This is a genomic window from Streptomyces sp. NPDC037013 (assembly GCF_055607265.1).
The window spans coordinates 119,871-144,880 of record NZ_JBVJRV010000003.1 but is presented as its reverse complement, the minus strand read 5'-3'; the positions used below and the strand labels follow the sequence as shown (position 1 = coordinate 144,880).

At 71.6% G+C, this 25,010-nt stretch carries 21 protein-coding genes; 8 read left to right on the top strand and 13 right to left on the bottom strand.

Going from position 1 to position 25,010, the window contains the following annotated elements:
* Positions 1 to 32 precede the first annotated feature (32 nt).
* The 3 genes from ACZ7DY_RS10570 to panB all read right to left on the bottom strand — a co-directional run bounded on the left by ACZ7DY_RS10570 (position 33) and on the right by panB (position 2,993).
* Positions 33 to 863: an ABC transporter permease gene (locus ACZ7DY_RS10570; protein WP_471132749.1), complete on the bottom strand. Its 831-nt coding sequence runs from the start codon at positions 861 to 863 to the stop codon at positions 33 to 35.
* Positions 860 to 1,888 carry an ATP-binding cassette domain-containing protein gene (locus tag ACZ7DY_RS10565; RefSeq protein ID WP_471132746.1) on the bottom strand — a complete coding sequence of 343 codons (1,029 nt, stop codon included), beginning with the start codon at positions 1,886 to 1,888 and terminating at the stop codon, positions 860 to 862. Before ACZ7DY_RS10565 ends, ACZ7DY_RS10570 begins: the two co-directional genes overlap by 4 nt.
* 223 nt (positions 1,889 to 2,111) lie before the next feature.
* On the bottom strand, positions 2,112 to 2,993 hold the full coding sequence (gene panB / locus ACZ7DY_RS10560; RefSeq protein ID WP_471132743.1) for a 3-methyl-2-oxobutanoate hydroxymethyltransferase: 882 nt from the start codon (positions 2,991 to 2,993) through the stop codon (positions 2,112 to 2,114).
* Positions 2,994 to 3,204: 211 nt separating this feature from the next.
* Between panB and ACZ7DY_RS10555 the strand changes: the two genes are divergently transcribed.
* The 4 genes from ACZ7DY_RS10555 (at position 3,205) to ACZ7DY_RS10540 (ending at position 8,171) form a co-directional block, all read left to right on the top strand.
* On the top strand, positions 3,205 to 4,803 hold the full coding sequence (locus tag ACZ7DY_RS10555) for an MFS transporter (protein WP_471132740.1): 1,599 nt from the start codon (positions 3,205 to 3,207) through the stop codon (positions 4,801 to 4,803).
* 124 nt (positions 4,804 to 4,927) lie between these two features.
* Positions 4,928 to 5,533, top strand: coding sequence for a TetR/AcrR family transcriptional regulator (locus tag ACZ7DY_RS10550; RefSeq protein ID WP_471134474.1), 606 nt, complete (start codon positions 4,928 to 4,930; stop codon positions 5,531 to 5,533).
* Between the two features lie 228 nt (positions 5,534 to 5,761).
* Positions 5,762 to 6,790 carry an endonuclease/exonuclease/phosphatase family protein gene (locus ACZ7DY_RS10545; RefSeq protein WP_471132738.1) on the top strand — a complete coding sequence of 343 codons (1,029 nt, stop codon included), beginning with the start codon at positions 5,762 to 5,764 and terminating at the stop codon, positions 6,788 to 6,790.
* A gap of 166 nt (positions 6,791 to 6,956) precedes the next feature.
* Positions 6,957 to 8,171 (top strand): MFS transporter, encoded by a 1,215-nt coding sequence (locus ACZ7DY_RS10540; RefSeq protein WP_471132735.1) that lies wholly within the window; start codon positions 6,957 to 6,959, stop codon positions 8,169 to 8,171.
* An 84-nt stretch (positions 8,172 to 8,255) separates the two neighbouring features.
* Here the strand turns inward: ACZ7DY_RS10540 and ACZ7DY_RS10535 are convergent, their stop codons facing one another.
* The 4 genes from ACZ7DY_RS10535 to ACZ7DY_RS10520 form a co-directional block, all read right to left on the bottom strand.
* On the bottom strand, positions 8,256 to 10,016 hold the full coding sequence (locus tag ACZ7DY_RS10535; RefSeq protein ID WP_471132732.1) for an NAD+ synthase: 1,761 nt from the start codon (positions 10,014 to 10,016) through the stop codon (positions 8,256 to 8,258).
* Positions 10,017 to 10,116: 100 nt separating this feature from the next.
* A complete protein-coding gene (locus ACZ7DY_RS10530; RefSeq protein WP_471132730.1) occupies positions 10,117 to 10,938 on the bottom strand; it encodes a DUF4190 domain-containing protein in 822 nt (273 codons plus the stop codon).
* A 165-nt stretch (positions 10,939 to 11,103) separates the two neighbouring features.
* Positions 11,104 to 12,813: a multicopper oxidase family protein gene (locus ACZ7DY_RS10525; protein WP_471132727.1), complete on the bottom strand. Its 1,710-nt coding sequence runs from the start codon at positions 12,811 to 12,813 to the stop codon at positions 11,104 to 11,106.
* A gap of 135 nt (positions 12,814 to 12,948) precedes the next feature.
* Positions 12,949 to 13,446 (bottom strand): hypothetical protein, encoded by a 498-nt coding sequence (locus tag ACZ7DY_RS10520; RefSeq protein WP_471132724.1) that lies wholly within the window; start codon positions 13,444 to 13,446, stop codon positions 12,949 to 12,951.
* 69 nt (positions 13,447 to 13,515) lie between these two features.
* On the opposite strand from ACZ7DY_RS10520, the gene ACZ7DY_RS10515 reads away from it, so the two are divergent.
* The 3 genes from ACZ7DY_RS10515 to ACZ7DY_RS10505 are packed head-to-tail and all read left to right on the top strand — an operon-like array spanning position 13,516 to position 16,674.
* The gene (locus ACZ7DY_RS10515; RefSeq protein ID WP_471132720.1) at positions 13,516 to 14,982 is read left to right on the top strand and encodes an APC family permease; all 1,467 of its coding nucleotides are present in this window, start codon (positions 13,516 to 13,518) and stop codon (positions 14,980 to 14,982) included.
* Complete coding sequence (locus tag ACZ7DY_RS10510) at positions 14,969 to 15,826, top strand: DUF998 domain-containing protein (RefSeq protein WP_471132717.1); 858 nt, start codon at positions 14,969 to 14,971, stop codon at positions 15,824 to 15,826. Before ACZ7DY_RS10515 ends, ACZ7DY_RS10510 begins: the two co-directional genes overlap by 14 nt.
* Before the next feature lie 14 nt (positions 15,827 to 15,840).
* Positions 15,841 to 16,674: an alpha/beta fold hydrolase gene (locus ACZ7DY_RS10505; protein ID WP_471132714.1), complete on the top strand. Its 834-nt coding sequence runs from the start codon at positions 15,841 to 15,843 to the stop codon at positions 16,672 to 16,674.
* Between the two features lie 49 nt (positions 16,675 to 16,723).
* On the opposite strand, the gene ACZ7DY_RS10500 is transcribed toward ACZ7DY_RS10505, so the two are convergent.
* From ACZ7DY_RS10500 to ACZ7DY_RS10485, 4 genes are all read right to left on the bottom strand, one after another.
* Positions 16,724 to 17,779: a LacI family DNA-binding transcriptional regulator gene (locus ACZ7DY_RS10500; protein ID WP_471132711.1), complete on the bottom strand. Its 1,056-nt coding sequence runs from the start codon at positions 17,777 to 17,779 to the stop codon at positions 16,724 to 16,726.
* Positions 17,780 to 17,904: 125 nt separating this feature from the next.
* Positions 17,905 to 19,542, bottom strand: coding sequence for an extracellular solute-binding protein (locus ACZ7DY_RS10495; RefSeq protein WP_471132708.1), 1,638 nt, complete (start codon positions 19,540 to 19,542; stop codon positions 17,905 to 17,907).
* Between the two features lie 49 nt (positions 19,543 to 19,591).
* Complete coding sequence (locus tag ACZ7DY_RS10490; protein ID WP_471134471.1) at positions 19,592 to 20,455, bottom strand: carbohydrate ABC transporter permease; 864 nt, start codon at positions 20,453 to 20,455, stop codon at positions 19,592 to 19,594.
* A 29-nt stretch (positions 20,456 to 20,484) separates the two neighbouring features.
* On the bottom strand, positions 20,485 to 21,339 hold the full coding sequence (locus ACZ7DY_RS10485) for an ABC transporter permease (protein ID WP_471134469.1): 855 nt from the start codon (positions 21,337 to 21,339) through the stop codon (positions 20,485 to 20,487).
* Between the two features lie 371 nt (positions 21,340 to 21,710).
* Between ACZ7DY_RS10485 and ACZ7DY_RS10480 the strand changes: the two genes are divergently transcribed.
* Positions 21,711 to 22,682, top strand: coding sequence for a hydroxyacid dehydrogenase (locus ACZ7DY_RS10480; protein ID WP_471134467.1), 972 nt, complete (start codon positions 21,711 to 21,713; stop codon positions 22,680 to 22,682).
* Between the two features lie 937 nt (positions 22,683 to 23,619).
* On the opposite strand, the gene ACZ7DY_RS10475 is transcribed toward ACZ7DY_RS10480, so the two are convergent.
* Positions 23,620 to 24,240 carry a DUF305 domain-containing protein gene (locus ACZ7DY_RS10475; RefSeq protein ID WP_471132705.1) on the bottom strand — a complete coding sequence of 207 codons (621 nt, stop codon included), beginning with the start codon at positions 24,238 to 24,240 and terminating at the stop codon, positions 23,620 to 23,622.
* Between the two features lie 91 nt (positions 24,241 to 24,331).
* Positions 24,332 to 24,988, bottom strand: a complete 657-nt coding sequence (locus ACZ7DY_RS10470) for a DUF3105 domain-containing protein (protein WP_471132702.1) — start codon at positions 24,986 to 24,988, stop codon at positions 24,332 to 24,334.
* Between the last annotated feature and the right edge of the window lie 22 nt (positions 24,989 to 25,010).

Sequence of the window (25,010 nt, the reverse complement as noted above, 5' to 3'; positions counted from 1 at the left end):
GACGCGGACGGCCCGGTCGGTGAGTTGGTGGGTCAGTTCTTCGTGCGGAACTTGTGGATCGCGATCGGCGCCATCACCAGCGTGAGCGCCACCGACCAGCCGACCGTCACCCACACGTCGTGCGCGACCGGACCGCCGACCATCAGGCCGCGCGCGGAGTCCGCGAGCGAGGAGAGCGGGTTGTAGTCGGTGAAGTTCTGCAGCCAGCCCGGCATCGACTGGGTCGGGGCGAAGATCGACGAGCCGAACTGCAGCGGCATCAGGACCAGGAAGCCCATCGCCTGCACGGACTGGGCGCTCTTCATCGAGACGCCGAGCACCAGGAAGATCCACATGATCGACGTGCCGAAGAGGGCGGAGAGGCCCACCGCGGCGAACAGGCCGCCCCAGTTGGTGATGTCGAAGCCCACGAGGACACCGACGATCATCATGATCGTCGTCGCGATGAGCAGCCGCATCAGCTCCACCACGATCTTGGCGAAGAGCACCGAACCCTGACCGATCGGCAGGGTCCGGAAGCGGTCCATGATGCCGTTCTGGAAGTCCTGGTTGAAGCCGGTGCCGACGGCCATGGCGATGTTCATGCTCATCATCGCCATCATGCCGGGCACCACGTACTGCACGTACTGGTCCTGACCGCCGCCGAGCGCCTGCCCGATCGAGCCGCCGAAGACGTACACGAACAGGAGCGTGAAGACGATCGGCATCAGGACCGCGTCGAACATCGACTCCGGGTCCTGGCGGATCCACAGCAGATTGCGGCGGACCAGCGCACTGGTGTGCCGGACGTGGCCGCGCAGGCCGATGTGGGTGTCGGCCCCGCCCTTGGCGAGGGGAGGCGTCGTGAGTGTGGTGGCGCTCATACGGCGACCTCCTCGAGCTCGTTCTCGGTGGGGCGGGCGTCCTGCGGGGCACTGGCCTTCTGGCCGGTGATGGAGAGGAACACCTCGTCCAGGCTGGGCAGTTCGGTGGCGATCGAGCCGATCGTGATGCCGCGCGCGGTGACCGCGCCGACCACCGCGGTGAGCTGCTCGTCGCTGAGGATCGGGACGAGGACGGTGCCGGACTCGACGTCGACCGTGGAGGTGGCGAGGCCGGTCAGGCCCAGGTCGTCCAGGGCGTTCGACAGCGGGCGCAGCTCCAGCGGGTCGGCCGGGCGGACCCGCAGGGTGCGGCCGCCGACCTTCGCCTTCAGCTCCTCGATGCCGCCGTTGGCGATGACCTTGCCGCGGTCGATGACCGTCAGCTCGGAGGCCAGCTGCTCGGCCTCCTCCATGTACTGGGTGGTGAGCAGCACGGTCACGCCGTCGCCGACCATGCGCTTGACCTCGGCCCACACCTCGTTGCGCGTGCGGGGGTCGAGTCCGGTGGTCGGCTCGTCCAGGTACAGGACGGCGGGGCTGCCGATCATCGAGGCGGCGAGGTCGAGACGGCGGCGCATGCCGCCGGAGTACGTGCTCGCGGGCCGCTTGGCGGCCTCCGTGAGGGAGAACCGCTCCAGGAGACCGTCGGCGCGGGACCTCGCCTCCTTGCGGGACAGGTCGAGCAACCGCCCGATCATGTAGAGGTTCTCCCGGCCGGACAGCTTCTCGTCCACCGCGGCGTACTGGCCGGTGAGGCCTATCACGCGCCGCAGTTGGCGGGGCTGGCGGACCACGTCGTACCCGGCGACGAGGGCCGAGCCCGCGTCCGGGGTGATGAGCGTGGAGAGGCAGCGTACGAGGGTCGTCTTGCCGGCGCCGTTGGGTCCGAGCACGCCGAGGACGGTGCCCTCGCGCACGTCGAGGTCCACGCCGTCCAGCGCCTTGGTCTCGCCGTAGTGCTTGACCAGTCCCCTTACGGTGACCGCGCTCCCTGCGCCGCCGGGGTTCATGTCGATTCGCGTCATGACCACAAGGTGTCAGATGCCACCGACAATCCACCGACATCCCACCGACAGCGGGCCTCAGGGGGCATCGGCGGGTTCCGGAGCACGGGAGACAACCCCGCCCGACTGCCCAGGGGCGCGAAAAAAAGCAGCCCGCCGACGGGGGAAGATCGACGGGCTGCCATGGTGCCGCAATGGTCGAAAAGGGCGGACGGTCACCGGACGCGGTCCGCCCCCGCGGGCCTCAGTGGACCGCGTGCTCCGGCGCCGGGAACGCCCCGCCCACCACGTCCTCGGCGAACGCCTTGGCCGCGCCGGACATGACGTTCCGCAGATCCGCGTACTGCTTGACGAAGCGCGGCATCCTGCCGCCGGTCAGGCCCATCATGTCCGTCCAGACCAGGACCTGCGCGTCGCACTCGGCGCCCGCCCCGATCCCGACGGTCGGGATGTGCAGGGAGCGGGTGACCTCGGCGGCGAGCTCCGCGGGGACCAGTTCGAGGACGACCGCGAAGGCGCCCGCGTCCTGCGCCGCCTTGGCGTCGTTCAGGAGCCGGTGGGCGGCCTCGTCGCCGCGGCCCTGCACGCGGTAGCCCATGGTGTTCACGGACTGCGGGGTCAGGCCGAGGTGGGACATGACGGGGATGCCGGACTGGACCAGCAACTCGGTCTGGGCCAGGGAGCGTTCGCCGCCCTCCAGCTTCACCGCGCCGACGCCCGCCTCCTTCACGAGCCGGGTCGCCGACCTGAGGGCCTGGACGGGGCCCTCCTGGTACGAGCCGAAGGGCAGGTCGCCGACGATCAGGGCACGGCTCGTGCCCCGTACGACCGCCGCCGAGAGCACGGCCATCTCGTCGAGGGTGACGGGCACGGTCGTCTCGTACCCGAGGTGGCAGTTGCCCGCCGAGTCGCCGACGAGCATGACGGGGATGCCCGCCTCGTCGAAGACGGACGCGGTCATCGCGTCGTAGGCGGTGAGCATGGGCCACTTCTCGCCGCGCTCCTTGGCGGCGGTGATGTCGCGCACAGTGATGCGCCGCGTCCCCTTGCCGCCGTACAGCGCCTTGCTGCTGTCGGTGGTCCGCGGGGTGTCGGCGCTCTTCTGGGCAGCCGGGAGTTGCGTCATCGCAACGGCTCCTTCTGTCATCTCGAGGCGCCCTGTCGGCGTCCCCGGATCCCCTCCATGGTGGCACCGCCCCCCGCTCCGGGGCTAGGGGGTCCCGTGAGGCGTTCCGGGGGGCCGGCCGCGCGGCTTCGGCAAAGTCTTGCCCTGCCGTTCCCCAAAGGCTTTCCAATACGAGACGGTCTCGTATCGAAATGGGCCTAGGCTGGTACGCATGTCATCCCCTGCCATGCCCACCACCTCCCGGATCCCCGAAGCCGTCCACCGGCGCCGCTGGGCGATCCTCGGGGTGCTGATGCTCAGCCTGCTGATCGTGGTGCTCGACAACTCGATCCTGAATGTCGCCATCAAGACGATCTCCACCCCCGAGCCGACCGGCCTCGGCGCCACCCAGAGCGAGCTGGAGTGGGCGATCAACGCCTACACCCTCGTCTTCGCGGGCCTCCTGTTCACCGCGGGCCTCCTCGGCGACCGGCTCGGCCGCAAGAAGGTCCTGCTCGCGGGGCTCGTCGTCTTCGGCATCGGCTCCGCGCTCGCCGCCCAGTCCGGCTCGCCCGTCGAGCTCATCGCGTTCCGCGCGCTGATGGGCCTCGGTGCGGCCTTCGTGATGCCGGCCACCCTCGCCGTCCTGATGAACGTCTTCGAACGCGACGAGCAGCCCAAGGCCATCGGCATCTGGGCGGGCGGCGTCGGACTCGCCATCGCCATCGGCCCCATCACCGGCGGCGTGCTGCTCGACCACTTCTGGTGGGGCTCGGTCTTCCTGGTGAACGTGCCGATCGTGATCGTCGCCCTGGCGCTGATGATCTGGCTCGTGCCGGACTCCCGCGACCCGAACCCGGGCCGCATCGACCTCTTCGGTGTCGCGCTCTCCGTGATCGGCCTGGTGCTGCTCGTCTACGGCATCATCAAGGGCGGCCAGCTCGCCGACTTCACCGACCCGGCCGTCCTCGGCACGGTCATCGCCGGCCTCGTCGTCCTCACCGCCTTCGTGCTGTACGAGAAGCGCAGCGACCACCCGTCCATCGACGTCACCTACTTCAAGAACCGCGTCTTCTCGGCGGCGATCTGCGCCATCGCGCTCGTCTTCTTCGCGCTGATGGGCGTCACCTTCTTCTCGGTCTTCTACACCCAGAGCGTGCGCGGCTACTCGCCGCTGGAGACCGGTCTGCTGATGCTCCCGCTGGCCGTCGCCCAGCTGATCTTCGCGCCGCGCGCCCGCCTCGTCGTCGACCGCTTCGGCGTGCGGGCCGTGTGCACCGGCGGGCTGCTCCTGGTGACGGCGACCCTGCTCGCCTTCACGCTCTTCGAGGCCGACACGCCGATCTGGCTCCTGGAGGTCGTCTTCTTCCTGATGGGCACCGGCATGGCGCACATCATGACGCCGACCAGCGTCGTGATCATGCAGGCGCTGCCGCGCGAGAAGGCCGGCTCCGCCTCCGCCCTCAGCAACACCTTCCGGCAGGTCGGCGGCGCCCTCGGCATCGCGGTCCTCGGCTCCGTGCTCTCCACGGCCTACCGCAGCGGCGTCGAGGACAAGCTGGGCCTGCTCCCCGAAGGGGTGCGGCACACCGCGGGCGAGTCGATCGAGGCGACCCTCGGCGTCGCCGCGAAGCTCGGCCCCAAGGGTGAGCCCCTGGTGACCGCGGCCAACGACTCGTTCCTGCACGCCATGCACGTCACCGCGGTGTGGGGCGCGGGCGTCGCCGTGATCGGCGCGCTGATCGTCTTCCTCTTCCTGCCGGGGCGTCCGCCGCGGGAAGAGGGTCCCCGGGAGGAGGCGGCCGAGCCGGCGGGCGCCGCCGGGCGCTGAGGGAGAATCGGGCCCGGCAGCCGGCGTGAGGAAGAGAGAGGGCGACGTGATCCACAAGCACGCGCGTGTCGTGGACGAGCAAGGTCTCGTCGAAGGAGGCGGCACCGTCACAGCGGCCGGCACCGTGAAGGGGGTGCCGGTCGCCCGGGCCGGCCGTGGGCGCCCCCGCAGCGAGGCCGTGGAGCAGGCCATCATGGAGGGCGTGGTGCGGCTGCTGGAGGAGGGCGTACCGCTCACCGAGCTCTCCATCGAGCGGATCGCCCGCACGGCCGGCGTCGGCAAGGCCACCATCTACCGGCGCTGGGACGGCAAGGAGGCCCTCTTCGTCGACGTCCTGCGCGTCTTCGAGGAGCCGGACCCCGAACTGCCGGGCACCTCGATGCGCGACGACCTCGTCTGCATCCTGGAGAGCCTGCGCCGCCGGGGCCTGACCATGCGCTCGTCGGCCCTGCTGCACAACGTCTTCGCGCAGATGAAGGCCCTGCCCAAGCTGTGGGAGGCGTACCACGCGACGGTCGTCGCGCCCCGCCGCCGCGTCATGCTCGACGTGCTGCGGCGGGGCGTCGCCGACGGCGAACTGCGCGGGGACGTCGACATCGAGACCGTCAACGACCTCTTCGTGGGACCCATGCTCCTGCGCACCGTCATGCGTCAGGACGCGCCGCTCGACGACGACCTCGCGCAGCAGATCGTCGACTCGGTCCTTAACGGGCTGCGCCCCTCGGAGTGAGGGACGACACCTCGGCGGGGGTCCCGCTCCCGGGGCCCCCGTCACGGTTATGCGCATTTCGTCACAGAGGGCCCGCACGCCCGTCCGGCCGGAACCTCTCGCGCCGCCCCGTTCGTCCTGGTGCCTGAACGGCCGTTGCGGACGGCAGGGACGACACCCGATCATCGCCTAGTGTTTCAGGGGCGGGACAGAGACGGTGTGCACGGCAGGCAGTGAGGCGACGACAGCATGGCGCAGGCGTACATGACGGAGACGGGCAGCGGCGGCTCGGGGCCCGAGCGTCCGGGGTCCAGGCTCCGGCGCCTGGTCGAGGGCTGGCGGAACGACCCGGGCATCTGGCGGCGCGGTCTGGTCACCGCGGGAGGCGCGCTCCTCCTCGCGCTGGTGATGCTCTTCCACGCGCAGATCCCCAACGAGGTCGGCAACCTCGGCAGCCTCACCGAGACCTTCCTGCCCTGGCTCGGCCTCTTCATCCCCGTCCTGCTGGTCGTCGCCGTGGTGCGCAAGTCCGCCACCGCGCTGATCGCGCTGCTGCTGCCGCTGATCATCTGGCTCAACTCCTTCGGCGGCCTGATCACCGGCAAGTCGGCCACCGGCGGCGACCTGACCGTCGCCACGCACAACGTGAACGCGGACAACCCCGACCCGACCGGCACCGCCCGGGACGTCGGGGCCTCCGGCGCGGACGTGATCGCCCTGGAGGAGCTGACCGCGGACGCCGTCCCCGCGTACGAGAAGGCGCTGGCCGGTGAGTACAAGTACCACTCGGTGAAGGGCACCGTCGGCCTGTGGAGCAAGTACCCGCTGACCGACACCAGGCCCGTCGACATCAAGCTGGGCTGGGTCCGCGCCATGCGCACCACGGTGAACACGCCCAAGGGCGAGGTCGCCGTGTACGTCGCGCACCTGCCGTCGGTGCGCGTGAAGCTGGACGCGGGCTTCACCGCCAACCAGCGCGACGACAGCGCCGACGCGCTCGGCGAGGCCATCGCCCACGAGAAGCTCGGCAAGGTCGTCCTCCTCGGCGACCTCAACGGCACGATGAACGACCGCGCGCTGAACGGCGTCACCTCGCAGCTGCGCTCCACGCAGGGCGCGGCGGGAGACGGGTTCGGCTTCAGCTGGCCCGCGTCGTTCCCGATGGCCCGCATCGACCAGATCATGGTCAAGGGCGTCGAGCCGGTCTCCTCCTGGACGCTGCCGGAGACGGGCAGCGACCACCTCCCGGTCGCGGCCCGGGTCGACCTCTCCTCGTAACGTCCCCGCCGCACCTTTTTGACCTCACGGATGTGAGCCCACGGAATACTGGGTGGGCGCGGGTTTGTTCCGTACGTAAACTTACGGGTTCCCCCTCAGGGGGCCCGCCCCTTTTCCGGCCCCGTGCCGCCCGCCGCCCCCCAGCTTCCGTGGAAGGTACTTCTTCATGCCCCTGGCCCTGCTCGCCCTTGCCGTGGGCGCCTTCGGCATCGGCACGACCGAGTTCGTGATGATGGGCCTGCTGCCCAACGTCGCCGACGACCTGCACATATCCATACCCACCGCGGGCCACCTGGTCTCCGCGTACGCGCTGGGCGTGGTCATCGGCGCGCCGCTGCTCGCCGCCGTCACCGCGAAGCTGCCGCGCCGCCGCGTCCTGATCGGCCTCATGGTGCTCTTCGTCGTCGGCAACGCGCTCTCGGCCGCCGCCCCCGACTACCACCTCCTGATGGCCGCCCGCTTCCTCAGCGGCCTGCCGCACGGCGCCTTCTTCGGCGTCGGCGCCGTCGTCGCCACCGGCCTCGTCGCCCCCGAGCGCAAGGCCCGCTCCGTCTCCCTGATGTTCCTCGGCCTGACCGTCGCCAACATCGTGGGCGTCCCGGTCGCCACCGCCATGGGGCAGCAGCTCGGCTGGCGCGCCACCTTCCTCGCGGTGAGCGCGATCGGCCTCGCCGCCATCGCGGCGCTCGCCCTGCTCGTCCCCGCCGACCACGGACACGGCGACGCGGTCGGCCTCCGCGGCGAGCTGCGGGCGCTGCGCAGCGTCCCGGTCTGGCTGGCGCTCGGCACGACCGTCGCCGGCTTCGGCGCGCTCTTCGCCGCCTACAGCTACATCACGCCGATGCTGACCGACGCCGCCGGCTACGCGGAGTCCAGCGTCACGCTGCTCCTCGCGCTCTTCGGCGTCGGCGCGACCGCGGGCAACCTGCTGGGCGGCCGCCTCGCCGACCACTCGCTGCGCGGCACGCTCTTCGGCGGGCTCACCGCGCTCGCCGTGGTCCTCGCGCTCTTCCCGCTCCTCATGGGCGCGGGGTGGAGCGCGGCGATCGCCGTCTTCCTGCTCGGCATGGCCGCGTTCACCACGGGCTCGCCGCTCCAGCTCATGGTCATGGAGAAGGCGGCGGCGGCCCCCTCGCTCGCCTCGTCCGCCAACCAGGGCGCCTTCAACCTCGCCAACGCGGGCGGCGCCTGGATCGGCGGCCTCGCCCTCGCCGCGGGCCTCGGCGTCACGTCCCCCGCGGTGACGGGCGCGGTCCTCGCGGTGCTCGGCCTCGCGGTGGCGGGGCTGGCGTACCTGGTGGACCTGCGCAGGGGGCCCGTGCCGGGCACGGAACGGGTGGTGGCGACGGGGACGCCCGTACGCGAGCCGTCCCACCACTGACCGGCCGGCCCCTGCCGAACCGCCCTTGCCGAACTGCCCCTGTCACCACACGGCGACAGGGGCAGACGGGTCTCACGCGGGAATTCAGCCGGCGGAGGACTCGCGCCAGCGGTTGGTGATCGGCAGACGGCGGTCCTTGCCGAAGCCCTTCGCGGAGATCTTCGTCCCCGGCGGGTACTGCCGCCGCTTGTACTCGGCGGTGTCGACCATCCGCAGCGTCTTCACGACCAGCTCCCGGTCGTACCCCGCGGCCACGATCGCGTCGGCGCCCTGGTCCCGGTCGACGTAGAGCTCCAGGATCGCGTCGAGGACCGGGTAGTCGGGGAGCGAGTCCGTGTCGACCTGGTCGGGACGGAGCTCGGCGCTCGGCGGCTTGCTGATGGAGTTCTCCGGGATCGGGGGCGTCTGCCCCCGCTCCTCGGCCGCGCGGTTGCGCCACTTGGCGAGCCGGAAGATCGCCGTCTTGTAGACGTCCTTGATGGGGCCGTACGCGCCGACGGAGTCGCCGTAGAGGGTCGAGTAGCCGACGGCCAGCTCGGACTTGTTGCCCGGCGCGAGCACGATGTGCCCCTCCTGGTTGGAGAGCGCCATCAGCATCGTGCCGCGCAGCCGCGACTGGAGGTTCTCCTCGGCGAGCCCGGTGAGCCCGAGCGAACCCATGTACGCGTCGAACATCGGCGCGATCGGCACGGTGCGGAAGTTGAGGCCGGTGCGCCGGGCCAGCTCCTCCGCGTCGCCGATGGAGTGCTCGGAGGAGTAACGGGACGGCATGGCCACGCCGTACACGTTCTGCGCGCCGAGCGCGTCGCAGGCGATGGCGGCGGTGAGCGCCGAGTCGATGCCGCCGGAGAGGCCGATCAGGACGCTGCTGAAGCCGTTCTTCGCGGCGTACGCGCGCAACCCCACCACCAGCGCCGAGTACACCTCCTCGTCGTCGTCGAGCCGCTCGGCGTACCCGCCGGCCAGCTCGGCCTCGTACGCGGGAAGGGGCTCGTCGGAGATCGTGACGTGCTCGATGCGCAGCCCGTCGTCCACGACACCGGACGGCGGTACGGGGGCGGCGGCCGGCAGCTCCAGGTCGAGCACGACGCACCCCTCGGCGAACTGCGGGGCGCGCGCGATGACTTCGCCGTTCTTGTCGACGACGATCGAGTCGCCGTCGAAGACCAGCTCGTCCTGCCCGCCGATCATCGCGAGGTACGCGGTGGTGCAGCCGGCCTCCTGGGCGCGCTTGCGCACCAGTTCGAGGCGCTGGTCGTCCTTGTTCTGCTCGTACGGCGACGCGTTGATGGAGAGCAGCAGCCCCGCCCCCGCGCTGCGCGTCGCCGGGACGCGGCCGCCGTCCTGCCAGAGGTCCTCGCAGATGGCGAGCGCCACGTCGACGCCGTGCACGCGCACGACCGGCAGGGTCTCGCCCGGCACGAAGTAGCGGAACTCGTCGAAGACGCCGTAGTTGGGCAGGTGGTGCTTGGAGTAGGTCAGGACGGCCTCGCCGCGGTACAGCACGGCGCCCGCGTTGCGCGGGGCCCCCGCGGGCTGGCCGAACTTCGGCTTGGCCTCCTCGGTGCGGTCGAGATAGCCGACGACGACCGGCAGCTCCCCGAACCCCTCGTCCCGCAGCCGCACGGCGAGCGCGCGCAGCGCCTCCCGGGAGGCCTGGACGAAGGACGAACGCAGGGCGAGGTCCTCGACGGGATAGCCGGTCAGCACCATCTCGGGGAACGCGACGAGATGCGCCCCCTGCTCGGCGGAGTGCCGGGTCCAGTGGACGATCGCCTCGGCGTTCCCGGCGAGATCGCCGACGGTCGAGTCGATCTGATTCAGAGCGAGGCGTAGTTGAGGCACGCGGCCAGTGTAATCGTCAGAGCGACACGATGCCCGGCCGGGCGGGGCCGGGCGGGGCCGGGCGGGACGGGATCGGGCGGGGCAGGGGGCGGGCGGCGGGTCAGCCGGTGGGGCCGGCCCAACTGGTGCTGTCGTAGTGGAGGAAGCCGGGCTCGACCTGGACCTCCAGGGTCTTCGCGGCGTCGGCGGGGAGGCTGACGGCGTACGTGGCGACGGACTCCTTGCCGGGCAGGAGCCTGCCGCCGAGCTCTCTCGGCAGATCGCCGTCGAAGATCTTCTCGGCCTCGGCACCGTCGGCGTCCTTGAAGGTGACGGTGGTCAGATCCAGGTTCACCGTCCGGTCCGAGCCGTTGACCACGGTGATCCTGACCTTCAGGGCCTTGTTGCCCTCGGTGTGTCCCGCGGCCGCCGCGCCGGGCCGGTAGGAGGCGGGGTGCGCGACGGTGACCTTGACGCCGTCGTCGTACACGAAGGCCTGGCCGAACCCGAGCTCGTCGGAGCCCTTCTTGGTGTGCCGGTCGCCGGGCTCGGCGGGCGCGGTCGACGTCTCCTTCTTGCCGCCCGTCCCGTTCAGTTCGTCCACCGTGTCGTCGAAGACCGCGACGGTGATGAGCAGGCCGATGACCGCGAGGACGGCGGCGACCGCGCCAAGGGCGGTGCCCCAGATCGCGGTGCGCCGGTTGGTGGCCTGGCCTCTGCGGGCCCGCCCGAGGCCGACGGAACCGAAGACCAGCGCCAGGACGGCGAGGATGCCCGCGGCCCAGAACAGCAGCGGGACCAGGCCGCACAGCACACCGATGATGCCGAGGACCAGGGACGTGGTGCCGAGACCGTCGCGCATCTGGCGGGGCGGCGGCGGGGGAGGCCCGCCCCACGGGGAACGCTCACCCCACTGGGGAGGGGTGCTGCCGGGGGGTGTCATGGAGGGCCCCCTTCGGGAAGGGGAGGCCGGATTCTGGGGTTCTGGGGCTATTGTCCCTCTCTCTGCTCTCTGCGGGAAGCGCCCGGCCGGATCTCGCTCATCCCGGACCCCACCCTCCGGCGCAACCGCGTCCGCACCCGCGTCCGCGCCGGAGGGTGGCGGGGCTCAGGAGCGGTAGCCGAGCACGGTCATCATCCCCGCCTCCGCGTGGTAGACGTTGTGGCAGTGGATCATCCACAGCCCTGGATTGTCCGCCTCGAAGTCCACCGACAGGGTGCCGTTCGGCAGGACGACCGCGGTGTCCTTGCGGGGGCCGTGCGCCGCGCCGGCCAGGGCGAACGTGTGGCCGTGGAGGTGGACGGGGTGCCACATCGCGGTCGTGTTGGCGAAGGTCAGGCGGACCCGTTCGCCCGCGCGGACCGGGTGGCGCCGGCCGGGGGAGTAGGGCTTCTTGTCGAAGGCCCAGTCGTACGCTGCCATGCCGCCCGTCAGGCGCAGGGTGATCGTGCGGTCCGGGCTGCGGGAGGGCAGGGCGACGGACTCGTGCGCCCTGAGCCGGTCCGCGGTGAGGAGACGGCCCGTCAGCTCCGCGGGGCGGGCCGAGGAGGACGGCGCGGTGCCGCCGCCCGTGCGCAGCACCGCGAGCGCCGAGGCCTTCTTGCCCTCCGCGAGCGCGGTCAGCGGGAAGACGCCGTCCTTGGCGGTGACCAGGACGTCATACCGCTCGCCCATGCCCAGCAGGAGCGCGTCGGTCTTCGCGTGCCGCACGGGGGAGCCGTCCGTGTGCGTCACCGTCATCTCGTGGCCACCGAGCGCCACGCGGTAGGCCGTGTCGCCGCCGGCGTTGATGATGCGCAGACGGATGCGGTCGCCGGGGCGGGCGCGGAACTGCGTGGGCGCCTCCGCCGTACGGCCGTTGATGAGGTGGTGCGGGTAGGCGACGTCGCCCGCGTCGCCGCCCAGCAGGTCGCTCTTGGCGCCCATCATCACGCGGGAGGGGCCGGGCGAGTCGGGGGAGTGGGATGAACCGGGCGAGCCGGAGGAGCCCTTCGGGCTCGGGGAGCGGTCCGCGCGGAGGGACATGGCCGACATGTCGTGTCCGCCGTGCCCGCCGGTTCCGCCGTGACCGCCATGGTCCATGCCGTCCCCGCCCTCGTCTCCGCCCATGTCGTGGCCCGACATCCCCTTGCCCAGCTCCGCGAGCACGGCGTCCGGGGTGGAACCGTCCACTCCGTCGAGCCAGTCGTCCAGGACGACCACCCACTCCTTGTCGTACCGCAGGGGCTCCTTGGGGTCCTCGACGATCAGGGGCGCGTACAGGCCGCGGTCCTGCTGGGTGCCGGAGTGCGGGTGGAACCAGTACGTCCCCGGGTCCGGCACCGTGAAGCGGTAGGTGAAGTCCGCTCCGGGGGCGACGGCCTTCTGGGTGAGGCCGGGCACGCCGTCCATGTCGTTGCGCAGGGCGATGCCGTGCCAGTGCAGGGAGGTGGCCTGCGGCAGGTGGTTGGCGAGGGTGAGGGCGAGGGTGTCGCCCGCGGTGACGCGGACCTCCTTGCCGGGGAGCCGGTCGCCGTACGCCCACGTCCTGACCTCGGGGCCGCCGAGGTCGAGCGAGGTCTCCACGGCGGTCAGCCGCACCTCGCGGACCCGGCCGCCCCGGTCGGCCCGCCTCTTCTCGGCGGCGGCGACCTCCCGGCCCGCCGGGTCCACATAGCCGCCGGGGCCGGACGCGCCGCCCGATCCGTGACCGCCGTGCCCGCCGGTCGGCGACGGGTCGGAACAGGCCGTCAGGATTCCCGCCCCGGCGACGGCCGCCGCGGCGCCGAGCAGGGTGCGGCGCGAAGGGGTGTGCGTGTGCGGTGCTTCTTTACGCATGACTGGGTGACACCTCGTCGTGATGGGGTGCGTGCGGTGGGCGCGTCTGCTGCTTCTGGTACACCGCCCGGCCCCCGTGGGTTCCCACTTGGGCGGCACGGATCGCGGACAGCGCGAAGCAGCCGATGCGCGGGCCTAGATGCGCAGCACCGACAGACGGGAGAGGAGTATGCGGGGCGGTGGCGGGTTGGGGCGCAGCGCGTGCAGGAACCGCGCGGGCGCGGGCAGCTGGACCAGGACCCCGCCCGGGCGCAGCAGTCCGGCCCGTACCAGCAGCAGAAGAGTGAAGCCGCCCAGCACGGCCAGACACACGGACAGCGGATCCATGCTCATGCCGTCGTGCGACGGGGAGTGGGGCCGGGACTGCGACTGCGAGTGGTGTGGGGGCTGGGGCCGGTTCGGGAGCCGGTCGCCCCCGCCGTCGGAATCATGAGGGGAGACGTAGCCGGCACCCGCACCCGGCCCAGCCGCATGCCCCCGCCCCGCATGCCCCATCGGTGACGCCGCCGCGGCCGTCCCACCCTCATGGCCGCCCGACGGATGCCCGAGCGTATGCATCGTCACGATGCCGAGGAGCAGCGCGGTGAGCAGCAGCAGCTGCCCGTACCCCGTGCGGCCCGTCGTCCTCGCCATGCGGCGAACCCTACCCCCAGCGGGTATGCGCGACATGCGGGCCCCCGGTACTCCGACGATCATGAGCGCATGACGAGTCAGGACGAAGTGGTGCAGACCGGTGAGGGGACGCTCCCGGAGCCGGACCCCGCGATCCCGCGGCAGTTCATCTCCTGGGTGACCCTCGCCCTCATGACCACCGCGTCCGTGGCCAGCCTGCGCCCCTCGCCCTCGATGGCCATCTACGGACTGGCCGCGGTCTTCCTCTATCTGCTGCCCGCCGTCGTCTTCCTGCTCCCCACCGCCCTCGTCGGTGCCGAGCTCGCCTCCGGGTGGTCCGGCGGCATCTACCGGTGGGTGAGCGAGGCGCTCGGCAAACCGCTCGGGTTCGTCGCCGTCTGGTGCCAGTTCGCCATGACCATCGCGTACTACCCGAGCCTGCTGGCCTACGTGGCCTCCACGTTCGCGTACGTCGTCCATCCGGGCCTCGCCGAGAACGGCCCCTACGTGGCGATCGTCATCGTCGTCATCTACTGGACGGGCGTGTGGATCACCTGCCGGGGGACCAAAACCGTCGCCGGTCTCTCCTCCCTCGGGCTCGTCATCGGCACCCTCGTGCCGGGCCTCGTCCTCGTCGCCCTCGGCCTCGTCTTCCTGGGGCAGGGCAACCCGTCCGCCGCCCCCATGAGCGCCGGCCACTGGCTGCCCCCGTGGACCGGGCTCGCCAGCCTGGTCCTCATCGTCAACAACTTCCTCTCCTACGCGGGCATGGAGATGAACGGCGTCCACGTCTCGTCGCTGCGCCACCCCCGCTCCGAGTACCCGCGCTCGATCTTCCTCGCCACCGGTCTCGTCCTGCTGATCTTCGTCCTGCCCGCCCTGGCGATCAGCTGGGTGATGCCGTCCGAGGAGCTCAGCCTCACCGCCGGTCTGATGCAGGCCTTCCAGGCCTTCTTCGACCACTTCCACGTCGGCTGGCTGACGAAGGTCGTCGGCGTCATGCTCGTCATGGCCGCGCTCGGCGGCATGCTCACCTGGCTCGCCGGTCCCGCCAAGGGCCTCGTGACGCTGTCCCGGCAGGAGGGCTATCTGCCGCCCGTGCTGCAGAAGTTCAACAAGGCGGGCGTGCCGCGGAACATCATGGTCGCGCAGGGCGTCATCACCACCCTCATCGGCGTCCTCTACGCGTTCAGCTCCGACGTCTCCAGCGCGTACTGGATGTTCTCGGTCATCACCGTGCAGATCTACCTGATCGCGTACCTGCTGATGTTCGTGGCCGTCGTACGGCTGCGGAAGGCGCGGCCGGAGGTGGAGCGCGGCTTCGTGGTGCCCGCCGTGACGCTCGTCGCCACCGTCGGTTTCATCGCCTCGCTCGTCGCGCTCGCCATCGGTTTCGTGCCGCCCGACCAGTTCGGCAAGGGGCCGCTCTGGCGCTACCTGCTCATCGTCGGCGGCGGCCTCCTCGCGCTCGGCGTGCTGGCTCCCGCGGCCTTCCTCAAGTACCGCAAACCCAGCTGGATCCATCCCGACCATAGGCCGGCCCATGCGTCCGAATAGCGTCTTCCGCCCCGCGCCGCTCCCCACGACGGCGACCGCCCCCACGACGGCAGCCACCCCCACCACGGCAGCCACCCCCACGACGGCGACCACCCCCATGACCGAGCGGCACTCGTCACCCGGCCCGCCCCCGTCCGCCCGGCCCTTCCGCCCCGCCGTCGTGCGCGCCCTCGCCGCCCTCCTGCTGGCCGGCGCCCTCGCCTACACCACCTGGCCCGCCGAGGCCTTCCTGGCGACCGGGCTCTCGCCGCGCACGGCGTACGTCAGCGAACTCGCCGCCGAGGACCAGCCGTACGGCACGTTCTTCCGCACCGCGGACCTCCTCGCGGGCCTCCTCGTCCTCACCGCCGCGGTCGGAGCGCTGCTTTGGCTGCCGCGCCGCGGGCGGTGGGTCACGGCGGGCTGGGCCGGGGCCGCGCTGTTCGGGGCGGCCACCGCGGCCGACTCGCGGCTGCCGCTGAGCTGCGCGGCGACCTCCGACGCCGGCTGCCTGGCGCGGGTGCGGGCCGCCACGGTCCCCTGGACGCACTCCGCGCACGCGGTCAGCAGCAGTCTGGCCGTCACCGGGGCGCTGGCCGCCATGGTGCTGCTGACCCTCGCCGCGCGCCGGCGCACCGGTACGTGGCCGCCGCTCGCCCGCGCCGGACCTCCGGTCGTCGCCCTCGAACTGGCCGCCACCGCCTGGACGCTGGCGTCCATCGCCGCCTTCGAGAGCGGGGGCGGCACCTGGGGGCTGGGGATCGGCCAGCGGCTCCAGGTGCTGTTCATCGCGGTGTGGCTGGTGGTGCTCGCATGGTCGCTCGCGGCGGCCGCCGAGCCGCCCGCGGAGGCGGAACGGAGGTGACTTTCCTGCCGGAGGTGACTTCCCTGCCCGAGGCGACCTTCCGTCACGTGGAGGGCGTGCCGCATCACGTGGAGGTGACCGGGAGCGGGCCGGTGTGCGTGCTGAGCGCCGGGCTCGGGCTGGGCTGGTTCGACTGGGACCCCGTGGTGCCGCTCCTGGCGCCGCACCGGACGGTGGTCCGCTTCGACCGGCCGGGCCTCGGGCTGAGCGGCCACGCGCGCGTGGCGCCCACGTTGCGTGGCGAGGGGGAGCGGATCCTGCGGGTCCTCGACGCGGTGCTCGACGCGGCGGGGCGCGGCGCGGAGCGGGCGACGGTGGTCGGGCACTCGCTCGCCGGGTTCCACGCGGAGGCGTTCGCGCGGCTGCACCCCGGGCGGACGGCGGGGCTCGTCCTCGTCGACTCCAGCGTGGAGGAGCGGCCACGCGTACATGTGCCGCGCGGGGCGCGGGTGGCGGGCACGCGCGCGTGCGGGGCGGTCCTGTGCGCGGCGGGGGTGCCGCGGGCGGTGGGGCCCGCCCTGCGCCGCCTCGCGGCGCCGACTCCGTGGGCGTGGCTCTACGGGGGCAGCCGGGTGTGGCGGGCCGCGCTCATGGAGCACGCGACCTACGGCGACGTGGCGTGTGAACTCGCCGCGCTGCGCCGGGCCGTCCCGCTCCCGGAGGGGCTGCCGGTCACGGTGCTCGCCGCGTACGCGGGCGGTTCGCGGCGGTGGACCGACCGGCAGCGGGCGCTCGCCGCCCGCCTGGGCGGCACGTACCGCGAGGCGCGGCCGTCGGGCCACCTGGTGATGCGGGACCGTCCCGCGGACGTGGCGGAGGCCATCCTCGCGGGGGCACGGAACGCCTGACGCGCGCACGCGCGCATGAGCACCCGGTACGCGAACCCGGCCTGCGCCCCTACCCCTGTGCTCCCCGGACCGGCCGCACGCTGTCCCTGATCACGATGTGGGTGCCCAGCACATGGCGTTCCTGTCCCGTGCGCGGGGCGCCGGAGAGGGCGCGGCGGACCGCCGTGCGGCCCATCTCCTCGGCGGGGATGTGCACGGTCGTCAGGCCGGGGGTGATGTCCGCGGCCACCGGGTCGTCGTTGTAGCCGACCACCGACATGTCCTCGGGAACCCGCAGGCCGTACTCCCGCAGCGCGGTGACGGCCGCCGCGGCGGCCCGGTCGTCGCCCGCGAAGACCGCGGTGAAGTCGGGTCTGCCGCCGGACTCGTCGAGGAGTTCCCGCATCGCCCGGTAGCCGTTGTTCTGCCCGAAGCCGATGCCGTGCAGGATCGCCTCGCCGCGCGGCACGCCGTGGTCGTCCAGCGCCCGGAGGTAGCCGGCGAGACGGTCGTCGCCGGTGGAGTTGCCCGGCTCGTAGCCGAGCAGCGCGATCCGCCGGTGGCCGGCGCCCAGCAGGTGGCTGGTGACCGCGTGGGCGCCGGCTTCGTTGTCGTACTCCACGACGAGCGCGGGCACGTCGGGCGTGGGCGCCGGGCGCCCGCAGAGCACGAGGCGGGAACCGGCCGCCGCGAGCGCCTGCGCGTACCGGGCCATCCGCCGGCGGTACTCGCCGTCCTGGACGACGCCGCCCACCAGCACCACGGCCTCGGCGGCCTGCTCGCGCATCATCTGGACCAGCGCCAGCTCGCGCGCCGGATCACTGCCCGTGGACGCGACCAGGGTGAGGCGCCCGCGCTGGGCCGCCTCCACCTCCACGCCCTGCGCGACCTGCGCGTAGAACGCCCCCACCACGTCGTACATGAGCACCGCGATCGTCTTGCGCCCGGCGCCCGCCAACGCGCGCGCGTGCGCGTTGGCGACGTAGTCCAGGTCCTTGACGGCCCGCAGCACCTTGGCGCGCGACGCCGTGGACGTCGGGTAGTTGCCCGCGAGGACCCGCGAGACGGTCGCTACCGAGACGCCCGCGCGCGCGGCCACCTCGCGGATGGTGACCCGCTCACCCACTGTGTCTCCCTCACCCGGCCGGTGGTCGGCCATTGCCCCTTCCGGCGGCCAACCCGCCGGTTCCGGGGCGGAGTTGCCCCCACAGCACTCCGCCCCGGACCATCATCGCGCGCCCGGGCCCCGGGTCAGTGCGCGGCCTCGTACTCCTTCAGGAACTCCTCGGCGGCCCGCTTGCCGCCCTGGGACTGCCACTTCTGGTGGATGCCGTCCCATTCGGAGAGCTTCTTGCGGCCGGAGACGATCGCCGTCACGCCGTCCTCGATGATCTGCTGCATCGTGGCGCCCTGCCGGTTGTATGTCTGCGACATGAGGCCCCAGTGGTCGTCGGGGACGAGGAGCGGGACGACCTTCTTCTCCCAGGCGTGCAGCCGCTTCGTGAGGTCGGGGAAGCCGGGGAAGTACAGCGGCTGCGGCGCGTCCATCAGGTACGGGAACGGGAGGTTGGTCCTGGAGTCGACGAGACCGACCTCGGTGGCGACGGGGTCCCCGTCCTTGTTGTACCTGAAGTGGGTGCCCTCGACGCCGTAGTGCATCAGCTCGTACTCCTTGGAACCGAACGGCGAGGCGAGCCAGTTGAGCACCCGCAGCATCAGCTTCACGCGGTCCTTGGAGGCCTTCTTGATGACGGTGTAGCCGAAACAGCCGCGGTTCTGCTGGTAGACGGGGGTGACGCCGTCCACGGCGTACGGCTCGGCGACGTCCAGGGTGAACTCGTCCTTGATGCCCTGGGCGTTGGAGATGACGGCGCCCCAGCCGTCCGTCATGGAGCGGACGGTGCCGTTGTAGAACTGGGTCTTCAGGTCCACCTGGGAGACCGACGTGGCGTCGGAGTTGTACGAGCCGTCCTTGCGCAGCATGGCCATGTACTCCAGCGCCGCCTTGAACGCGTCGGTCCCGTACATGTCGGTGACCTTGCCGTCCTTGATCTGCCACTGGTTGGGCGCGCCGTGCCACATCGCGTGGTAGAGGTACCCGAAGAAGCCGACCGTGGACGCGCCGAGCGCGGACTTCCTGCCCTGCGAGGCGTCCTGGGCCATCGACCGGAAGTCCTGCGCGGACATGCCCGGCTTGTACCCGGCCTTGTCGAACGCCTCACGGTTGATGAACATGGCGCCCTGCACCTTGGCGCGCTCGATCGGCAGCCCGTAGATGCGTCCCGCGATGCGGCCCATGCCCTCCCACGCGTACGTGGGGATGTTGGCGAGGTTGGGGTACTCCTTGACCGCGTCCCCCGAGAGGTGGTCGCTCAGGTCGGCGCAGCGTGACTTCACGAACTGCGACTCGCGCGGCAGCACGTACCCGCCACCGAAGTTGATCATGTCGGGCAGGTCGTCGCCGGACATCAGCGTCGACATCTTCGCGCGGAAGTCCGCGTCCGGCACGACGGTGAACTCGACCTCGACGCCCAGCGCTTCGTTGACCGCCTGCCAGTACTCGTTCCGGCCGACCGGCTTCGGCGGGGTGCCGTAGGTGATGGTCATGACCTTGATCTTCTGCTTGCCGGTGCCCGGCTTCTCGGCCGTCGCCCGGACGAGCTTCTGCGGGTACTTCGTGTACCCGGGCTGCACGCCCTCGGCGGTCGGCGCGAGGTCGGGGGCGGGGCCCTTGGCCGGGGTGTACGCCGGCCAAGGCACCACCTTCGTGCCGGCGTTGGAGACGTCGCCGCCGCCGCTGGAGTCGGTCGAGCAGGCGGTCAGGACGGACGGGGCGGCCAGCGCGGCGCCGCCGACGGCTATGGAGCGGAGCAGCGTGCGCCGCGACATCGAGGAACCGGACACGTGAATGAGCCCTTCTGGAGGACGAGGTGAGGTATCAGCTCTTGATGGCGCCGGTGAGCACGCCCTTGGTGAAGTACTTCTGCAGGAAGGGGTAGACGAGCAGGATCGGCACGGTGGCGATCACCAGGACGGCCATCTGCGTCGTCTGCGGAGCGGAGACCATCCCGGCCTCGCTCAGACCGGTGTCGGCGATCTGGGAGCCGCCGATGACGTACGTACGAAGGACCTGGGAGAGCGGCCAGTGGCCGGACTCCATGTAGATCGAGGCATGGAACCAGGCGTTCCAGTAGCTCACGGCGTAGAAGAGGGAGACCACGGCGAGCGCCGCCTTGGAGAGCGGCAGCACGACGCGCCACAGGATCACCCAGTCACCGGCGCCGTCGAGCCGGGCCGCCTCGTACAGCTCCTCGGGTATCCCCTGGAAGAAGCCGCGCAGCACGATCAGATTGAAGACGTTGATGAGCACGGGGGCGACGAGCGCCGCATATGTGTCCATCATCCCCATCCCCTTGACCAGCAGGAACGCGGGGATCATGCCGGGCGGGAAGAGGAACGTGAACAGGATGAGCAGCAGCACCGGCTTGCCGCCGAAGACGCCGGGGCGGGCGAGCGCGTACGCGAGGAAGGTGGTGCAGGCGAGCGAGAACAGCGTGCCCACCACCGTCAGGCCGACGCTGACGCCGAGCGCCTTGGTGACGATGCCGCCGTTGAGGATGGTCCGGTAGGCGCGCAGGGTCGGATCGCTCGGCCAGAGCACCCAGCCGCCGTTCTCCACGACCTCGCGGTTGGAGGCGAGCGAGGTGGAGACGATGACGAGGAAGGGGATCAGGACGAGCCCGAGCACGACCGTCACCGCGACGGCCTTCGCGGCCTTGGTCGCCAACCGCGGCTTCTCCATCCAGGCGGGCCTGGTGACTTGAGCGGCACTCACTTGTAGACCCCCTGTTCGCCGAGCCGGTGGGCGATCCGGTTGGCGGTGAAGACGAGCGCCGCGCCGACGACGCCCTTGAACAGACCGGCGGCCGCCGCGTATCCGGTGTCGCCGCCGACGATGCCCTGCCAGAACACGAAGGTGTCGAGCACCTCACCGACCTCCGGCCCCACCGACTGCCGCTGGAGCAGCATCTGTTCGAAGCCGACGGAGAGGATGTCGCCGAGCCGCATGATCAGCAGCAGGATGATGATGGGCCGGATGCTGGGCAGCGTGACGTGCCAGAAGCGCCGCCACGGCCCGGCCCCGTCGATCGCCGATGCCTCGTACAGCTGCTCGTCGACCTGCATGAGCGCGGCCAGGAAGATGATCGTGCCCCAGCCGGCGTCCTTCCAGATCACCTCCAGGACGACGAGCGGCTTGTACGCGTCCGGATTGCCGATGATGTCGACGGTGTGCAGCCCGGAGTCGCTCAGGAAGGTGTTCAGGACGCCGGTGTCGCTGAGTACCTGCTGGAAGAGCGCGACCACGACGACCCACGACAGGAAGTGCGGCAGATAGATCACGGACTGCGTGAAGCGGCGCAACAGGTCCGAGGTCAGGCTGTGCAGGAGCAGCGCGAGGGCGAGCGGCGCGGGGAAGAAGAACACCAGCTGCAGCACGGCGATGAAGAGCGTGTTCCACGTGGCGTGCCAGAAGTCCGGGTCGCCGAACATCCGCTGGAAGTTCTCGGTGCCGACCCAGGGGCTGGCCCATAGGCCGTCGAAGGGGACGTACTCCTTGAAGGCGACCGCGTTGGCGACGAACGCGCCGTAGTGGAAGACCAGGAAGTAGACCAGGCCCGGCACCATGAGCAGCACCAGGACACGGGTGCGCTGAAACCGTTTCCACAGCTCGCCACGGCCTGTTTTCCCACCACTTGACCCGCTATCGCGCCTGCCGGGCGGCTTCACCGCCTCGGTTTCCGCCCGGTCCTTCGTCACCGTCGGCACGGCAACCCCTCCGTCGTCGGAATAAGGTGCCCGGAATCTAAAGCGGTTACTTCCCCCGGTCAACCCCCCTTGCCTCGCTGTCTCTTGACCACTCTCCCGGATTGGTCCTAGCCTCCAGGCGCTGGTTGGTAACCGGTTACTACGAGGGACGGTCACGCGTGGCAGAGCAGGCAGAGCGGGCGGATCGGCGGACCCGGGACGGCGCAGGCCCACCGGTCGCGGCCCTGGCCATGGGCGTCGAGGTGGCGGAGCGCGTCTTCCCGGCGGACCTGCGCCAACGGCTCGCCCGCACCGTGCGGTTGGCCCCCCAGCTCCTGTCGGGCCCGCTCACGACACCGGAGTCCCGCGCGGTCCTGGCCGGGACGGAGATCCTCGTCACCGGCTGGGAATGCCCGCCGCTCACCCCGGAGATCCTCGCCGCCGCGCCCCGGCTGCGGGCCGTCGTCCACGCGGCGGGCTCGGTCAAACCGATGGTGACGGACGCGGTCTGGGACCGCGGCATCACCGTCTCCTCGGCGGCGGACGCCAACGCGGACCCGGTGGTCGCCTTCACCCTCGCGGCGATCACCTTCGCGGCGAAGGGGGCACTGCCCGCGGCCGCGGGTTACGCGGCCGGATGGCCGCCGTTCACCGCACGCACCGGCGCGGACGCGCGCACCATCGGCGTCATCGGCGCGTCCCGGATCGGCCGCCGGGTGATCGCGGCGCTACGGGCATCGGACGCGGGCGTCCACATCCTCCTCACCGACCCCTACGTGAGCCCCGCCGAAGCCGCGGAACTCGGCGCGGAACTGGTGGAGTTGCCCGACCTGTGCGGACGCAGCACCATCGTCACGGTGCACGCCCCCCAACTCCCGGAGACCCGCGGCCTCTTGAGCGCGGACATACTAAAACTCATCCCGGACGGCGGAACCGTCATCAACACGGCGCGCGGATCACTGCTCGACACCCGGGCGCTGGCGCGGGAGTGCGGGGCGGGGCGCCTGAACGCGTTCCTGGACGTCACGGACCCCGAACCCCTGCCCCCCGGCCACGCACTCCTGAGCCTGCCCAACGTCCTGGTCACCCCGCACATCGCGGGGGCGCAGGGCAGCGAGGTGCGGCGGCTGGGGGAGTACGCGGTGGAAGAGGTGGAGCGGTACGTGGCGGGAACGGAACTGAGGGGCCGCCTGACCCGCGAGGACCTGCCCCGCCTGGCCTAATTCCCCGGGCCCCTGGGCCTTGAGCGGTGTGTTGCTGGGGCGGGGGCCGGGGGGGCGACGCCCCCCTGAGCCCCCGAACAACCCCGCCCGCTCCGCGGCGGATGTTTCCCACCCACCCACCCGTTTGCCCCGCGACGCAGGGCTGGAGTAGGGGCGGCGGTGGGGGTGGGTTGCCCCGCGACGCAGGGTTGGGGCGGGGCGGGGGGATTGTTCCGCGTCGCAGGGGTGTGGGGTGGGAGGGGGATTGTCCCGCGGCGCAGGGTGGGGGTGGGGCGGGTGGGATTGTGCCGCGGGGCAGGGTTGGGGTGGGGGAGGGGTTCCCCCGCGACGGGAGGTTGGGGTTGGTTTGCCCTGCGGCGGAGGACGGTGGGCTAGGGCGTTAACGTCGCGGCGCTGGGCCGGAGTTGGGGTGGGGCTGCGATTGCGCGGCGGCGCCGGGTAGGGGAGCGTTTGGGTTGCGGCGCCGGGCCGCTGTCGGGGCGAAAGTGTGATTGCCCCGCGAGGCAGGGTTGGGGTGGCGTTTGTCTCGGTGTGCGGGGCCGGAGCCGAGGGTTTCGGGGCTGTACCCCCACTGGGCGGCAGGCGCGTACGAGACGGGAGGGGACGTGGGGGTATGTGCGCACGGAGCACCGAGCCGGCCATGCCGTCTTTGTTCGTGCAGCGGGGCGCAGGGATAGCGAGTACGCACATACCCCCGCGGCCCCGCACCCAAAGACGAACAGCCGCGCAGGCCTCAGCCCCAGCGCGGCCGCACCCGCCCCGCGCCTTGCCACCACAGACGAACCCCGCGCAGACCCCAGCGCAGCCTCAGCCGCACCCGCCCCGCAGCACAGACGGACCTATGCGCCCCGCTCCAAGCACGTCCCCGCGCACACCCCGCACCCAAAGACGACCAGCCCGCCCACACCTCAGCCCAAGCCCACCCGCACACCCCCCATCACGGCCGGGCGCCCCGCGCCTTCAGCATGGTTGACATCAGGTCGATCTCCGACTCCTGCGATTCCACCATCCCCCGCGCCAGCCTCCGCTCCGCGGACACCTCGCACCGGTCCTCGCACCCCTGTGCCATATGCACCCCACCCCGGTGGTGCCGCGTCATCAGCTGGAGGTACAGGACCTCCGCCTTCTTCCCGTCCAGCTTCCCCAGCCGCTTGAGCTCCGCCCCCGTCGCCATCCCCGGCATCAGCGCCCCGTCCTCGCCCGCCGGCATGTCACCCATGCCCATCCACTCCATGGGCGCGCCGTCCGGAACCTTCGGCAACTCCCACAGGTCGAGCCAGCCGAGCAGCATCCCCCGCTGGTTGGCCTGCGTCTGGGCGATGTCGTACGCGAGCCGCCGCACCTCTTCGTCGTCGGTGCGGTCCCGCACGATGTACGACATCTCCACCGCCTGCTGGTGGTGGACCGCCATGTCCCGCGCGAACCCCGCGTCGGCCGACGAACTCGCGGGCACGCCGCCCGAGTCGGAGTCCGTGGCGGCCACCGCCGCCGTGATCCCGCCCCCGGCGACCACCGCCGCCGCGACGCAGCCGACGACCCAGTTCGTACGCAGCCTCATCCCACTCCCCACCTCAACCTCAACGACCCCCCATAACCCAGCGATCCCACCGAGCCGGCCGGTCGGCACCGGGCCCGCGCCACCGGCCCTCTCACTGTCCCAGACCGTTCGTGCACGCGGCCCCCGGCTCCGGCGTCTGCTTGCCCTGCACGTACTTGGAGAAGAACTCCTTGACCTTCGGGTCGTCCGCGCCGGTGACCGTCCGCTGGTGCGCCCACGCGCTCAGCATGACGGGGTCCTTCTGGTCCTTGACGGGGCTCATCAGCGAGTACGGCGTGGCCTTGACCTTCGCCTCGAGCTTCTTCAGGTCGGCCGGCTTCGCCTTGTCGTTGTAGGTGACCCAGACGGCGCCGTGCTCCAGGGAGTGGACGGCGTTCATCTCCGGGATCGCCTTCTTGTAGACGTCGCCGTTGCAGTTCATCCAGACCTGGTTATGGTCCCCGCCGACGGGCGGTGTCATGGGGTAGTCCACGGTCTTCGTCACGTGCGTCCGGCCGAGCTTGCCCCAGACCTTCTCGCCGTCGGCGGACACCGTGTACTTCGGCCAGCCCTTCGCGTCGTCCTTGGAGTCGCCGTCGGACGCGTTGGAGAAGAGGAAGTAGCCGCCCACGCCGAGCGCCGCGACGACGACCGCGCTGACGGTGATCGTCAGGACCCGGCCCCGGCGCTCGCGGGCGCGGTCCGCCCGGCGCATCTCCTCTATCCGGGCCTTGCGGGAAGCGTTGCTCGTGTTCTTGGCGGAACCCATGGTGTGTCCTTCTGCGGAAAGG

Bases quoted from the DNA above. Each gene is read 5' to 3' on its own strand.
- ACZ7DY_RS10520 (WP_471132724.1), bottom strand. From the start codon at position 13,446: ATGGCGAGGACGACGGGCCGCACGGGGTACGGGCAGCTGCTGCTGCTC.
- ACZ7DY_RS10515 (WP_471132720.1), top strand. From the start codon at position 13,516: ATGACGAGTCAGGACGAAGTGGTGCAGACCGGTGAGGGGACGCTCCCG.
- ACZ7DY_RS10470 (WP_471132702.1), bottom strand. From the start codon at position 24,988: ATGGGTTCCGCCAAGAACACGAGCAACGCTTCCCGCAAGGCCCGGATA.
- ACZ7DY_RS10475 (WP_471132705.1), bottom strand. From the start codon at position 24,240: ATGAGGCTGCGTACGAACTGGGTCGTCGGCTGCGTCGCGGCGGCGGTG.
- ACZ7DY_RS10490 (WP_471134471.1), bottom strand. From the start codon at position 20,455: ATGGAGAAGCCGCGGTTGGCGACCAAGGCCGCGAAGGCCGTCGCGGTG.
- ACZ7DY_RS10555 (WP_471132740.1), top strand. From the start codon at position 3,205: ATGTCATCCCCTGCCATGCCCACCACCTCCCGGATCCCCGAAGCCGTC.
- ACZ7DY_RS10510 (WP_471132717.1), top strand. From the start codon at position 14,969: ATGCGTCCGAATAGCGTCTTCCGCCCCGCGCCGCTCCCCACGACGGCG.
- ACZ7DY_RS10525 (WP_471132727.1), bottom strand. From the start codon at position 12,813: ATGCGTAAAGAAGCACCGCACACGCACACCCCTTCGCGCCGCACCCTG.
- ACZ7DY_RS10545 (WP_471132738.1), top strand. From the start codon at position 5,762: ATGGCGCAGGCGTACATGACGGAGACGGGCAGCGGCGGCTCGGGGCCC.
- panB (WP_471132743.1), bottom strand. From the start codon at position 2,993: ATGACGCAACTCCCGGCTGCCCAGAAGAGCGCCGACACCCCGCGGACC.
- ACZ7DY_RS10485 (WP_471134469.1), bottom strand. From the start codon at position 21,339: ATGGTGCCGGGCCTGGTCTACTTCCTGGTCTTCCACTACGGCGCGTTC.
- ACZ7DY_RS10540 (WP_471132735.1), top strand. From the start codon at position 6,957: ATGCCCCTGGCCCTGCTCGCCCTTGCCGTGGGCGCCTTCGGCATCGGC.
- ACZ7DY_RS10570 (WP_471132749.1), bottom strand. From the start codon at position 863: ATGAGCGCCACCACACTCACGACGCCTCCCCTCGCCAAGGGCGGGGCC.
- ACZ7DY_RS10530 (WP_471132730.1), bottom strand. From the start codon at position 10,938: ATGACACCCCCCGGCAGCACCCCTCCCCAGTGGGGTGAGCGTTCCCCG.
- ACZ7DY_RS10565 (WP_471132746.1), bottom strand. From the start codon at position 1,888: ATGACGCGAATCGACATGAACCCCGGCGGCGCAGGGAGCGCGGTCACC.
- ACZ7DY_RS10495 (WP_471132708.1), bottom strand. From the start codon at position 19,542: ATGTCGCGGCGCACGCTGCTCCGCTCCATAGCCGTCGGCGGCGCCGCG.
- ACZ7DY_RS10480 (WP_471134467.1), top strand. From the start codon at position 21,711: ATGGGCGTCGAGGTGGCGGAGCGCGTCTTCCCGGCGGACCTGCGCCAA.